The organism is Streptomyces sp. NPDC050636 (assembly GCF_040654775.1).
GTDB lineage: Bacteria > Actinomycetota > Actinomycetes > Streptomycetales > Streptomycetaceae > Streptomyces.
Genome location: NZ_JBFAIP010000033.1, coordinates 55,856 through 69,344 on the forward strand (window position 1 = coordinate 55,856; position 13,489 = coordinate 69,344).

General features: G+C 71.6%; 10 protein-coding genes. 6 read left to right on the forward strand and 4 right to left on the reverse strand.

All coding sequences use genetic code 11. The annotated features are described in order from the left end of the window. The first annotated feature begins 141 nt into the window (after nucleotides 1-141). Nucleotides 142-927, forward strand: coding sequence for an electron transfer flavoprotein subunit beta/FixA family protein (locus tag AB0I10_RS23230; RefSeq protein ID WP_363154474.1), 786 nt, complete (start codon nucleotides 142-144; stop codon nucleotides 925-927). Nucleotides 928-981: 54 nt separating this feature from the next. Then, the gene (locus AB0I10_RS23235) at nucleotides 982-1,944 is read left to right on the forward strand and encodes an electron transfer flavoprotein subunit alpha/FixB family protein (protein ID WP_363154475.1); all 963 of its coding nucleotides are present in this window, start codon (nucleotides 982-984) and stop codon (nucleotides 1,942-1,944) included. A gap of 91 nt (nucleotides 1,945-2,035) precedes the next feature. Here the strand turns inward: AB0I10_RS23235 and AB0I10_RS23240 are convergent, their stop codons facing one another. After that, a complete protein-coding gene (locus AB0I10_RS23240; RefSeq protein ID WP_363154476.1) occupies nucleotides 2,036-2,350 on the reverse strand; it encodes a putative quinol monooxygenase in 315 nt (104 codons plus the stop codon). Nucleotides 2,351-2,401: 51 nt separating this feature from the next. Continuing rightward, a complete protein-coding gene (locus AB0I10_RS23245; protein WP_363154478.1) occupies nucleotides 2,402-2,920 on the reverse strand; it encodes a DinB family protein in 519 nt (172 codons plus the stop codon). A 220-nt stretch (nucleotides 2,921-3,140) separates the two neighbouring features. Here AB0I10_RS23245 and AB0I10_RS23250 point away from each other — a divergent pair, with 220 nt between their 5' ends. Beyond that, the gene (locus tag AB0I10_RS23250; RefSeq protein WP_363154479.1) at nucleotides 3,141-4,424 is read left to right on the forward strand and encodes an aldolase/citrate lyase family protein; all 1,284 of its coding nucleotides are present in this window, start codon (nucleotides 3,141-3,143) and stop codon (nucleotides 4,422-4,424) included. Nucleotides 4,425-4,767: 343 nt separating this feature from the next. Here AB0I10_RS23250 and AB0I10_RS23255 read toward each other — a convergent pair whose 3' ends face one another. Next, the gene (locus AB0I10_RS23255) at nucleotides 4,768-5,808 is read right to left on the reverse strand and encodes a LacI family DNA-binding transcriptional regulator (RefSeq protein ID WP_363154480.1); all 1,041 of its coding nucleotides are present in this window, start codon (nucleotides 5,806-5,808) and stop codon (nucleotides 4,768-4,770) included. 166 nt (nucleotides 5,809-5,974) lie between these two features. Between AB0I10_RS23255 and AB0I10_RS23260 the strand changes: the two genes are divergently transcribed. Then, nucleotides 5,975-6,931 (forward strand): ROK family protein, encoded by a 957-nt coding sequence (locus AB0I10_RS23260; protein ID WP_363154481.1) that lies wholly within the window; start codon nucleotides 5,975-5,977, stop codon nucleotides 6,929-6,931. 375 nt (nucleotides 6,932-7,306) lie between these two features. Next, nucleotides 7,307-9,400, forward strand: coding sequence for a protein kinase (locus AB0I10_RS23265; RefSeq protein WP_363154486.1), 2,094 nt, complete (start codon nucleotides 7,307-7,309; stop codon nucleotides 9,398-9,400). Between the two features lie 98 nt (nucleotides 9,401-9,498). On the opposite strand, the gene AB0I10_RS23270 is transcribed toward AB0I10_RS23265, so the two are convergent. Next, complete coding sequence (locus AB0I10_RS23270) at nucleotides 9,499-11,586, reverse strand: NPCBM/NEW2 domain-containing protein (protein WP_363154482.1); 2,088 nt, start codon at nucleotides 11,584-11,586, stop codon at nucleotides 9,499-9,501. A gap of 661 nt (nucleotides 11,587-12,247) precedes the next feature. On the opposite strand from AB0I10_RS23270, the gene AB0I10_RS23275 reads away from it, so the two are divergent. Further along, entirely contained in the window at nucleotides 12,248-13,282 is a 1,035-nt protein-coding gene (locus tag AB0I10_RS23275; protein ID WP_363154483.1) for an NUDIX domain-containing protein, read from the forward strand. Nucleotides 13,283-13,489 lie beyond the last annotated feature (207 nt).

Sequence of the window (13,489 nt, forward strand, 5' to 3'; positions counted from 1 at the left end):
CGGGGCGCGAGACTGGATGTACTGGTGGGTAACATGAGCGTCGGCGCGGGGATCCGCAACCGACCGGGAGCCGCCCCAACAGGCGCCTATGCTGCCAGCACAAGGCAGTTCTGAAGAGACGAAGCAGGTAGGAGAGCCGGCGTGAGCTTGAGGATCGTTGTCTGTGTGAAGTACGTGCCCGACGCCACCGGCGACCGGCACTTCGCCGAGGACCTGACCGTCGACCGCGATGACGTGGACGGCCTCCTCTCGGAGCTCGACGAGTACGCCGTCGAGCAGGCCCTGCAGATCAAGGAAGCGGCCGACGACGCGGAGATCACGGTCCTGACCGTCGGCCCCGAGGACGCCGGTGACGCGCTCCGCAAGGCGCTGTCGATGGGTGCCGACAAGGCCGTCCACGTCGAGGACGACGACCTGCACGGCACCGACGCGCTGGGCACCTCGCTCGTGCTGGCCAAGGCCATTGAGAAGACCGGCTACGACCTGGTCGTCTGCGGTATGGCCTCCACCGACGGCACCATGGGCGTGCTGCCCGCGCTGCTCGCCGAGCGGCTGAACGTACCCCAGGTGACCCAGCTCTCCGAGGTCGCCGTCGCCGATGGCAAGGTGACCGGCCGCCGTGACGGTGACACCGCCAGCGAGCAGCTGGAGGCCGCGCTGCCGGCCGTCGTGTCCGTGACGGACCAGTCCGGTGAGGCGCGCTACCCGTCCTTCAAGGGCATCATGGCCGCGAAGAAGAAGCCGGTGGAGTCCCTGGACCTGGACGACCTGGACATCGACGCGGACGAGGTCGGCCTGGAGGGCGCCTGGACCGCGGTCGACGACGCGACCGAGCGCCCGGCCCGTACGGCGGGCACGATCGTCAAGGACGAGGGCGAGGGCGGCAAGCAGCTCGCCGAGTTCCTCGCGGGTCAGAAGTTCATCTGATCCGGCGTCACGTCCCGTCAACCGCCCTCATTCTTTCCGCAGGAGAGTCATCCCATGGCTGAAGTCCTTGTCTACGTCGACCACGTGGACGGCGCCGTCCGCAAGCCCACCCTCGAACTGCTCACCCTCGCCCGCCGCATCGGCGAGCCGGTGGCCGTGCACCTCGGTGCCGGTGCCGACACCGCCGCGTCGGTGCTCGCCGAGCACGGCGCGGTCAAGATCCTGACCGCCGACGCGCCCGAGTTCGCCGAGTACCTCGTCGCCCCCAAGGTCGACGCGCTGCAGGCGGCCTACGACGCGGTCTCCCCGGCCGCCGTGCTGCTGCCGTCCTCCGCGGAGGGCAAGGAGATCGCGGCCCGCCTCGCGGTCCGTATCGGCTCCGGCATCATCACCGACGCCGTCGACCTGGAGGCCGGCGACGAGGGCCCGGTGGCGACGCAGTCCGTCTTCGCGGCGTCCTTCACCACCAAGTCCCGCGTCTCCAAGGGCACCCCGGTCATCACCGTCAAGCCCAACTCCGCCGCCCCGGAGGCCGCGCCGGCCGCCGGCGCGGTCGAGCAGCTCGCGGTGACCATCGCCGAGTCCTCCAAGGGCACCAAGATCGTCTCGCGCACCCCGCGCGAGTCGACCGGCCGCCCGGAGCTGACCGAGGCCGCGATCGTGGTCTCCGGTGGCCGCGGCGTCAACGGCGCCGAGAACTTCCCGGTCATCGAGGCGCTCGCCGACTCGCTCGGCGCGGCCGTCGGCGCCTCGCGTGCCGCGGTGGACGCCGGCTGGTACCCGCACACCAACCAGGTCGGCCAGACCGGTAAGTCGGTCTCGCCGCAGCTGTACATCGCGGCGGGCATCTCCGGCGCGATCCAGCACCGTGCCGGTATGCAGACCTCGAAGACCATCGTCGCCATCAACAAGGACGCCGAGGCGCCGATCTTCGACCTGGTCGACTACGGCGTGGTCGGCGACCTGTTCGACGTCGTCCCGTCGCTCACCGAAGAGGTCAAGACCCGCAAGGGCTGAGGACGTTGGGCTCGTAACGGCACGAGGCCCCGTACGCACCGCGCGTACGGGGCCTCGTGCCGTGCGCCCGCCGCTTCCGACGGGCTCCGGCTCACGTGTGGGACAGTCTGTCCTTGCCCGGCTCGCCGGCCGGCACCGGCTCCAGCACCGCGACGTCCAACGGCGCGGCCAGCGCCTCGGCGATCTCCCCGCCGAGCGCGGCGAGCGCCGGGCCGGCCGAGTGCGCGTCGAGGGCGGCCTGGTCGGCCCAGTTCTCCACGACGGTGACCCGGTCGTCGCCGGCGTGCACGGCGTACAGCAGACAGCCGGGCTCGGCATGCACGGCGGGCGTGTGCCGGCGGAACGCCGCGAGGACGTCCTCGCGGCGGCCGGGCTTGGTCCTGATGGTGGCGACGACGACGGGCACGGGGCCTCCTGGTGTCCGGGTGTGGAAGTGATCTTGGAGAGGCTAGCGCTCCTAGTCTTCCGTCACGCCGTCTATCCGCTCGCGCAGCAGGTCAGCATGGCCGTTGTGCCGGGCGTACTCCTCGATCATGTGGACGTAGATCCAGCGCAGGCTCAGCGTGCGGCCCTGCCGGGCGAGGAAGGTCTCGTCCAGCCCGCGGTCGGCCACTGTCGCATCGCACGCTTCGATCTCCGCGCGGAAGGCCGCGACATTCGCCTCGGCGGCGGCGGGGTCGATGTCGTGGAAATCGGCGTCCACGTCCTCCTCGGTGAAGTAATGATCGCCGATCTGCTCACCGGCGAACCGCACTCGGAACCAGGTGCGTTCGACGTCGGTCAGGTGGCGCACCAGGCCGAGCAGCGTGAGGCTGGACGGCGGGGTGCTCGCCTCGACGAGCTGGTCGGGCGTGAGCCCTGCGCATTTGGCGAGCAGGGTGTCCCGGTGCCAGTCGAGCCAGCCTTGAAGCATTTCCCGTTCAGGGGCCACCGTCGGGAGTTCTCGACGCTCGATATGGGGTGCGATCCAAGTCATGAGGGCGAGTCTGACGGTCCCGGTCGCGGTGTGCCACGGAGTTATGAGACCGCGTCCACGGGTCCGTGACCTGCGTCCCCTCGCGCGAAGGGGTGTTGACCTCGCCACCAGGCACCGTTAACTTCACTATACGGATTGTTGATTCCGTTAAGCGGAAAAGTAGACAGTGGGAACAGGGAGAACGCCCGACAGGCGGGCGTAAGCACCAGGAGGGTGTCGAATGGGGCAGCAGGAGACCGTGGCGACGAGCCTTGCGCACACCGTACGCGAGGGAATCGGAGCCGCACTCGCCGAGGTGGACGCCGATCTGGCGCGGCGCTACCCGGGCGACCCCGGCACCCGCCAGCCGGTCCACACGGTCTACGTCCCCGGCGATGTCTTCGCCGCCGACACCATCCGCTCCTGGGGTGACCAGGCCCTCGCCGCCCTCGACGAACACGCCCCCGACGCCGGCGCACTCGCCACCGTCCTCGGCATCCCCGACGAACTCGCCGCACCCGTGTACGACCGCGTCCGCGCCAAGCTGGAACGCGAGCCGATCGAAGACCTGCGCATCGACTTCGAGGACGGATACGGCCCCCGCCCGGACGCGGAGGAGGACGCCGCCGCCGCCCGCGCCGCCGCACTCGTCGCCGCCGCGTTCAAGGACGGCACCGCGGCCCCCTACATGGGCATCCGCATGAAGTGCATGGAGGCCGCCGTCCGCGACCGGGGCATCCGCACACTCGACATCTTCCTCACCGGTCTGATGGAGGCCGGCGGCTTGCCCGACGGCCTGGTGCTGACGCTCCCCAAGGTGACCTACGCCGAGCAGGTCACCGCGATGGTGCGGCTGCTGGAGGCCTTCGAGAAGGCCCGCGGCCTGGAGAGCGGCCGGATCGGCTTCGAGATCCAGATCGAGACCACCCAGTCGATCCTGGGCGCCGACGGACGCGCCACCGTCGCCCGCATGATCGAGGCCGCCGAGGGCCGCGCCACGTCCCTGCACTACGGCACCTTCGACTACAGCGCCTCCTGCGGCGTCAGCGCCGCCCACCAGTCGCTCGACCACCCGGTGGCCGACCATGCCAAGGCCGTGATGCAGGTGGCCGCGGCCGGCACCGGCGTCCGCCTCTCCGACGGCTCGACCAACGTCCTCCCCGTCGGCGCCACGACCCAGGTCCACGACGCCTGGCGACTGCACCACGGCCTCGTCCGCCGGTCGCTGGCCCGTGCGTACTACCAGGGGTGGGACATGCACCCCGGCCATCTGCCCACCCGTTACGCGGCGGTCTACGCCTTCTACCGTGAAGGCCTGGAGCAGGCCGCGGCCCGGCTCACGGCCTACGTCGCCAAGGCCGGCGGCGACGTCATGGACGAGCCCGCCACCGCCAAGGCGCTCAGCGGCTACCTGCTGCGCGGCCTCGACTGCGGCGCCGTGGACGTCGCCGAGGTCGCCCGGCTCACCGGCCTGACCCGCGCGGACCTGGACGCACTGGCCGGCCGCCCGACGAAGACGGGCTGACGGCCTGACCGCCTGATGGCTTGACGGCCGACGCGTTCGGACGGCCGATGTGTTCGGCCGGCCGACGCGTTGGGTCGGCTTCGCCCGCTTCCGCCCGCCCCGTGCACGACGCGCCCTCGGCGCTGCGCCGCGCACGGGGCGGCGTTGTCAGTGGCGCGTGCGAGCATGGCGGTGGGTTGATTCAGGACCGGCAGCAGGGGGAGCTGATGAGGTCAAGGCGGCCAGGGCGGGGTGAACTGCCGTGGGGAAGCTGACAAGTTCGCGGACGCTGGGGGGTTCGGCGCGGGCCGATCGGTCGGCGCTCGGCCGGGCGGCCCGCTCGTTCGTCCGCCGGGTCGTCCGGTCAGTCCGCGGCCGGGCGGATCTCGCCCGAGCCACGGGCGATCAGGCGGGTCGGGATCTCCACCCGGCGCGGCGGCTCGCTGATGCCCTCCAGGCGGCGGAAAAGGAGCCCGGCGGCCGTGCGGCCCATGCGGGCCGCGTCCTGGGCGACGACAGTGATCGCGGGGCGGACGAGATCGGCCAGCTCGAAGTCGTCGAAGCCCACCAGTGCGACCGGGTCCGGGCGTTCGCCAAGGACGCGTACGACGGTGACGGTGACGCGGTTGTTGCCCGCGAAGAGCGCGGTGACCGGCTCGGGGGCATCCAGCATGGCGGTGGCGGCGGAGCGTACGCGCTCCGGCTCGGTGGAGCCCAGCGCCACCCAGGAGTCGTCAACGGGCAGGCCGGCGGCGGTCATCGCGGTGCGATAGCCGCGCAGCCGCTCCATCGCGGTGTGGATCCGCGGCTGGTCGCCGATGAAGCCGATTCGGCGGTGGCCGTGCGCGATGAGATGGGCCACCGCTTCCTGGGCGCCGCCGAAGTTGTCCGAGAGCACGACATCGGCGTCGATCCGGCCGGCCGGGCGGTCCACGAAGACGGTCGCGACACCCGCCGCTATCTCCGGCTCCAGATAGCGGTGGTCGTCACCGGCCGGGATGACGACCAGCCCGTCCACCCGCCGGGCGCACAGCGCAAGCACCAACTCCTGTTCGCGGGCCGGGTCCTCGGCGCTGGAACCATTGATCAGCAGCGCGCCGTGGCTGCGCGCGACCTCCTCGACGGCGCGGCTCAGCGGACCGTAGAACGGGTCGGCGAGATCCTCCAGCACCAGTCCGATGCTCGCCGTGCGGCCCTTGCGCAGGATCCGGGCGGAGTCGTTGCGGCGGAACCCCAGGGCGGTGATGGCCTCCTGGACGCGGCGTTCGGTGTCGGGCGTGACGCCCGGTTCGCCGTTGACCACCCGCGAGACCGTCTTGAGGCCGACCCCGGCGCGCGACGCCACATCCTTCATCGTGGGCCGGCTGCCATAGCGGCGGGAGGTGCCCCGGGCGGTGTCGGTCACGGTGCGCGGTCCTGTTTCTGTCGGCGTCGGGTGCGGTATCTGCTGTCGGCGTCGGGTGTGGCGTCGAGCATAGCCTCTAGACAACGTTGTCAACTGACGGAAGACTGGCATTCTCACGCCGGGACGACACCCCCGGTCCCCGGGCCCACCAGGAGATTCCACACCGATGCAGACGGACCTCAGCGCAGCTCTGGACATTGGCGGCACCAAGATCGCCGGCGCTCTGGTGGACGGAAACGGCAGGATGACCGTACGGGCCGCGCGGCCCACACCCGCCGACAAGGACGGGGCGACGGTGATGCGCGCGGTGGCCGAGGTGGTCGCCGAACTGGCCGCGGGGCCCGACTGGGCGCGGGTGGCGGCGGTCGGCATCGGCAGTGCGGGCCCGGTGGACGCCTCGGCCGGCACCGTCAGCCCGGTCAACATCCCCGGCTGGCGCGACTTCCCGCTCGTGGCGGGGGTGCGGGCGCTCGTCGGTGACCGCCCGGTGGTGCTGGTCGGCGACGGCGTCGCGATGACCGCGGCCGAGCACTGGCAGGGCGCCGCGCGCGGTCATGCCAACGCGCTGTGCATGGTGGTCTCCACCGGCGTCGGCGGCGGACTCGTCCTCAACGGCCGGCTGCACCCGGGCCCCACCGGGAACGCCGGCCACATCGGCCACATCAGCGTCGATCTCGACGGCGACCCGTGCCCGTGCGGCGCCCGCGGCTGCGTCGAGCGGATCGCCAGTGGCCCCAACATCGCCCGCCGGGCGCTGGCGAACGGCTGGCGGCCGGGCTCCGACGGGGACACCAGCGCCGCCGCCGTCGCCGCCTCGGCGCACGCCGGCGATCCCGTCGCCATACGCTCCTTCGAACGGGCCGCCCAGGCGCTGGCCGCCGGGATCGCCGCCACCGCCACCCTGGTCGAAATCGATATCGCGGTCATCGGCGGGGGAGTCGCGGGCGCCGGAGACATCCTCTTCGCGCCGTTGCGCTCGGCCCTGCGCGACTACGCGACGCTGTCGTTCGTGGCGGACCTGACCGTTGTACCCGCCCAAATGGGGACGGATGCCGGGGTGGTGGGCGCTGCGGCGGCCGCCGCACAACAGTCCCGTCTCGATGCCTTCGTCCCGGCACCCTGAGGCCACCACCCGACCCCGTGCGCCCCTTAGGCTGTTGCCGACCACGGCACATGGGCAGCGGTACGGGCATCGAGGGGATCGGCGACGGTGACACCGGGGGAGCGTGAGCAGCGCGGAGCGGGCGAGGCGCGTGGGGCGAACGGCGTGAACGGTCCAGGGGAGGCGGGCGGCCCGACGCAGGGAGCCCGGCCGAGCGAAGGCCGGACGCAGGGCGGCCCGCCGCAGAACGGTGCGCCGCAGGGCGACGGTGTGAATGGTGGCGCCGGTGGTGCGGGCGAGGCAGGCGGTGCATCGGGAGGATCCGGCGCAGCCGCTGCACCCGCTGCACCCGGCGCGGCCGTCGCGAGCGGTCCCAAGCGTGGCAACGACGCCGATCTGACCGGGCAGCTGCTCGGCGGCCGGTACCGCGTGACCGGCCGGATCGGCCGCGGCGGTATGGGTGTGGTCTGCCGGGCCGTCGACGAGGTGCTCGGCCGCGAGGTCGCGTTGAAGGTCCTGCGCGCCTACACCGACGCCTCCGCCCCGGAACTCGCCGATCTGCGCACCCGTATGCAGCGCGAGGCGCGGGCCGCGGCCCGAATCCGGCACTCCGGTGTGATCACCGTCCATGACGTCATCGACGAGGACGGCCGGCCGGTCATCGTCATGGAGCTGGTGGACGGCCCTTCCCTGGACGACGCCATCGGACAGCGCGGCACCCTCGACCCCCGGGAGATCGCCCGCATCGGCGGCCACGTCATGGACGCGCTGGACGCCGCCCACCAGGTGGGCGTGCTGCACCGCGATGTGAAGCCGGGCAATGTGCTGCTGGACAGCAGCGGCCGGGTGGTGCTGACCGACTTCGGCATCGCCAGCATCGAGGCCCCGGGCGACGGCGCGACCACGAACATCACCCGCAGCGGCGAACTGGTCGGCTCGCTCGACTATCTGCCGCCCGAGCGGGCGCAGGGCCAGGACCCGACGCCGGCCTCGGACATCTGGTCGCTGGGCATGACGCTGTACGCGGCAGTCGAGGGCGGCGGCGCGCCGTTCCGCCGTACGTCGGTGTGGTCGACGCTCACCGCGATCGTCACCGAACCGCTGCCCGAGCCGCAGCGCGCCGGGCCGCTGACCCCCGTGCTGCACGCCCTGATGGCCAAGAACCCGGCCGACCGGCCGTCCGCCGCCGAGGCGCGGAGCCTGCTGGAGGCGGTGGCCGAGGGCCGGGAGCCGGCGGTGACGCCGACGCCCGGCACGCCGTATCTGCCCACCGCGACGGATATCAGGGCGATCGCCCCGACGCAGGCGGCCGGTCAGCCGGCCGATCAGCCGGCGGTAGGCCCTCAGACGCCTGGTCCTCAGGCGGGCGCCGCGGCCGGTGCCGGGCCCGCCGCTCCGGTCAACGCAGGGGCGCCACCGGCCAGTTGGCTGTCCGGTCCGGGCTCCCAGGGTGCCCCGGCGACCCGGCAGGCGCCCGCGCCCGCCCCGGCGCCCGCCCAGCATCAAGCGCCGGCCGGTCAGCACGACGTCGCCCCGTCCGCAGCCGTAGGACAGCCGCCCACTGGCTCGCCCGCAAACGTCCCCAGATCAGCCGATCCCCTCAGCTCTGCCGACTCCCCGACAAGCGCCTCGGTCATCGGCCCCGGATACGACCCGCCCGGTGTGGTGAGCGGTCCGCCCGTGGGAAGTACGGGCGCCTACCCGCGTCTGGGGGACCCGTCCGAGAGGGACACCGCACGGCTGCCCGCCCGCCGTCGTAGTCGCGTGGTGCTCGCCGTGGCGGCGGTGCTCGCCGTACTCGCGACCGGCGGCGGCGTGACGTACGCGCTGGTCAGCGGGGGCTCCGGCGACACCGTCGCGGAGGGTGGGCAGCATTCCGCGGAGCCGGCCGGGAAGCCGGACAAGACCGGCCGGCCCAGCGCATCGGCCGGCAAGGGTGACGGCAAGGACGACGGCAAGGGCAAGGCGAGCCCGTCGGCCTCCGCGTCGCAGAAGCCGTCGGGCGGCGCGACCTCGAAGGACCCCAAGCCCGGTGGTGCGGGCGGAAGTTCGGGCGATCAGGACGGTGGCACGGACGCGGGCGGTGCCACGGGTGGCACGGACGGCGGCGGTTCCTCCGGCGGTTCGGGCGGCGGCACCAGCACGTCCGGCGGCGGCAGCGGCGGCACCAGCACCGGTGGCAGCGGCGGCGGTGACCCCACCCAGAGCCCGTCGTGTGCGGACATCGGCGGCGGTAAGGCCAACTGCGAGGTGTGGCGCACCGCCTCCTCGTACACCGAGTCCTTTCAGCAGGTCGGCACGCTCAACATGGGCACCAACTACTTCTACTGCCAGGCCAAACTGGGCCGCCGCGAGACGTATGGGGAGTGGACGAACGTCTGGTGGGCCAAGACCGATGACGACAGTGGCAATTCCGGTGTCTACATCAGCGTCGTCTACATCAAGGGAGGCGAGAACGACCAGCCGATCCCGGGGCTGCGTACCTGCTGAGACCGGCTGCGTACCTGCTGAGAGCCGGGTGGGCGGGCGCGGAAACGCGGGCCCACCCGGCGCGCGGGATCGTGGCACTCCCGGCGTCAACTGCTCGCTCAGCAGCTGAACCTGGCGTCGCCCCAGTCGGCGTGGTCGTAGTCCATGCCGTCCCCGCCGTCGGTCACGACGAGGCGGACGGTGGTGGCTCCGGAGATCGCGGCGGTGACCGTCTCGGCGGTGTCCGTGCCGGTCACCGTGCCGCTCTCGGCGATCCGCTTGCCGTCCGCCCACACCTCGAAGCCGGCCGATCCCTTGCCGCCGGACTCGTCGTCGATACCGGCCCGGGCGTTGAACGCGGTGCACCGGCCACCCGTGTAGAAGCTCACCTCGCTGGGTGCGTGCACGCCCAGGCCCTTGGCGAAGCCCATGCCGCCGATGGTGATCGGTTTGCCGTCACCGGCCGCGCTCTCCCCGACGCTGGTGTGCTTCTCGACCGGGCCCCAGCCGTTGGTGGCGGTGAGCCAGGGCAGCTCGGCGGCGTACGCGGTGCCGGACGGCGGCGGGACCACGACATGGGCCGAGCCTGGCAGTGTCGTGGTGATCCGTGTTCCGCTCGGTGAGCGGTAGTCGGCGGTCAGCGTGAGAGCGTAGGCGCCGGGTGCGGTCCCGGCCGGCGCGGTGATTTTCCAGTCGGTGATGAGTTTCTTGCCGCTGAGGAGTGTGCGGGCCGTCGTGGGGGAGGTGGCTTCGATCCGCCAGTCCTGCGGGGCCTTGAGCGCGACCGCGACGTTCCGGGCGGGGGTGCCGCCCAGGTTGCCGACGGTGGTCCGGAGGCCGCCGGCGGTGCCGGCCTCGATCAGCGGTGCGCGGTCGGTGCCGGTCTCGACGGCCGGCGGGTAGGTGGCCCAGCGCGGGTCGGCGGTGGCCCGGTAGACGGTGGTGCCGTGTGCCGGGACGGTCGCGGAGATGGTGCCGGTGGTCTGGTAGTCGCGGTGCTGCCACAGGTCGCGCAGGCGGTAGCCGTCGGCCTGGGGGAGGCCCACGTCCTTGGCGGTGGTGGTGATCCGCTGCGGCTGATCGGTCTCGTTGAACAGCGCGACCGCGCGGTCACCGTTCGCCAGTTCCTTGACGATCGTCCAGCGGCCGGACTCGGACGCCGCCACCGTGGCCTGCTTGCCCAGCCCGTCCTGGTCCAGGGCGATGATGTCCTTGTTGGCCAGGATCTCGAACGTCGCCGGGGTCGCCTTGCGCAGATCGGAGCCGATCAGCAGCGGCGCGGACATCATCGACCACAGGGAGAAATGGCTGCGGTATTCGGTGTCCGTCATGCCGCCGTTGCCGACCTCCAGCATGTCCGGGTCGTTCCAGCGCCCGGGGCCCGCGTACGGCGCCAGCGGCAGATTCTGCTTCAGGAGCGAGAGCATGCTCGACCATGTGTCGCTGATGTCGCCGGTCGTGCGCCACAGGTGCCCTACGTCCGACGCCCATTCCCAGGGCTTGTTCTCGCCCCATTCGCAGATGCTGTAGACGATGGGCCGCCCGGTGGCCTTGAGTGCGTCGCCCATGGTGCGGTACCGCTGCTTCGCGTCCACACCCTGGTTGTTGCAGTTGTCGTACTTGAGGTAGTCCACGCCCCAATCGGCGAACTGCTGGGCGTCGGACTTCTCATGGCCGAGCCCGCCGGGGAATCCGTTCTCGTTGCAGGTCTTGGTGCCCGCGCTCGTATAGATGCCGAACTTCAGGCCCTTGGAGTGGACATAGTCGGCGACGGACTTGATGCCGTTCGGGAAGCGCTGCGGATCGGGTACGAGCTTGCCGTTTCCGTCCCGTTCGGGCAGCGCCCAGCAGTCGTCGAGATTGACGTACTGATAGCCCGCGTCCTTGAGGCCCTTGCTGATGAAGAGATCGGCGATGCCCTTGACCATCTCTTCGTCGAACTCCGCCCGGCAGTGTGTGGAGTTCCAGTTGTTGAATCCCATCGGGGGTGTCTTGGCGAGCCCGTCGGGAAGCCGCGGCGCCTCGGGCGGCCGTGGTGCGTCGGTGGTGCCGGTGGTGCGGGCGGTATCCGAGGGGCCCGGGACCTCGGGCGTACGGGCCGCGGCGGGCAGGGCGGTCACCCCCGCCGTGCAGAGCAGTGCGACGGACAGCGCTCCGACGATTCTTCGGTGATCTCGCCGGTGGGTGGTGCGGATATGAACGCGCATGATTCGCGTCCTCCGTCCTCGCGAGAGGTGTGGGGGATCGGGTACCTGTCACTGGCGAGTGTTTACGGTAGGGCTTGTTGAAGTCTGTTGGAAGAGGAGTGGTGACGGTTGTTCCTTCTCCTGCCAAAACCCTTGACTCGCCCCGCCGTTCGGAGCGTGATCCCATCACTTGCGTTCGGTTCTGTTTGGTTCCATCTCTGAGGAGGGGGATGTGGTCCGGTCAACGTTGGGCGGCTCAGGCAATAGGGGGAAGCGGCAGGACGTCGGATGTCCTGCCGGACGCTGCTGAGGGGCGCGGCGCTGGAAGGGGCGGCCGGCCCGCCGTTGACCGTCCGATGCGCCGCCGTCATATGCGTTCTCCGCGCCCTCGCCAGCCGGAAGACCGACATCGGAAGGTCCGTATGCGGGTGGGGGTTTCGGTACTGGAGGGGCTGGGGAGCGCTTGGTTGCCGGGGTTTCGCGGCGGGGGATGAGACGACCGGCATCCTCCCCGTGGTGTATTTCGCGATCGGTGCGTCCACGGGGGGCTGTGAAGTCCCCTTGGTCGGGCCGGCAGCCGAATGTGCGCCGTTCCCGGCCGCGCGCGAGGCCCGTGGCCCCGAGCGTTTCCGTGGCAGGGTGTTGCGGGCAACTCACCTGGGTCTAGGGAAGAGGGGAAACCGTGATCGTCTGGCTGAACGGCACGTTCGGTGCGGGCAAGACCACTGCGGCTCATGAACTGCTCGACCTGCTTCCCGGAAGCACGCTCTACGACCCCGAACTCCTCGGCCACGGGCTGCGGTTGATGCTGCCGGCCAAGCGCCTTGAGGAGATCGACGACTATCAGGACCTGCCGTCCTGGCGTCGTTTGGTCGTCGACACCGCCGCGGCGCTGCTCACCGAGGTGCCGGGCCCCCTGGTCACGCCGATGACCCTGCTGCGCCAGGAGTACCGCGACGAGATCTTCGGCTGCCTCGCGGCCCGCCGGATTCCCGTACGGCATGTCCTGCTGCACGCGGAGGAAACGATCCTGCGTGCGCGGATAGCAGGACGGGAGGAGATACCGGGAAACTCCGAGGCCAACGAGTCGGTCCGCCAGTGGGGCCTGGAGCACCTCGGACCGTACGCCGACGCACTCGACTGGATCCGGGGCGACGCGCATGTCGTCGACACCAGCCGGCTGACGCCCCGGCAGACCGCGGAACAGGTCGCCGAAGCCGTACGGACCGGCGCCGGCTCCTGCGACATCGTGCAGACTCCCGAACCGACCGCGGAGACCCTCGCGGCCGGCGTACTGCTCTTCGACGACCAGGACCGGGTACTGCTCGTCGACCCCACGTACAAGGCCGGCTGGGAATTCCCCGGCGGCATCGTGGAACCCGGCGAGGCGCCCGCCCGCGCCGGAGTACGCGAGGTCGCCGAGGAACTGGGCATCGAACTGACGCGGGCGCCCCGACTGCTGGTGCTGGACTGGGAAGCTCCCAAACCGCCCGGCTTCGGCGGCCTCCGGCTGCTCTTCGACGGCGGCACGCTGACCGGCGACCGCATCCGGCAGCTGCTGCTGCCCGGTGCGGAGCTGCGCGAATGGCGCTTCGTCACCGAGGCCGAGGCCGAGCACATGCTGCCGCCGGTGCGCTGGAACCGGCTGCGCTGGGCGCTGCGCGCCCGCGAACAGGGCTGCCCGCTGCACTTGGAGGCGGGGGTTCCCGTGGGGTAACCGGCTTGGTTCCCACCGTTGTCGGCTGTCCCGCCGTTGTGTTTGCGGCGGGGCGGGCCGCTGCGCTTTGCCTGGGCCGCGTTTTTGGCTGTCCCGCCGTGGTGGTTGCTCGCCGTTGCGCCTGCGGCGGGCTGTTGCCGCTGCGCGGGGCTGTCGGGTGCGGTTCCGGACCTCCGGACTCCGTCCTGCGGTCCGGCCCCTCCCGTT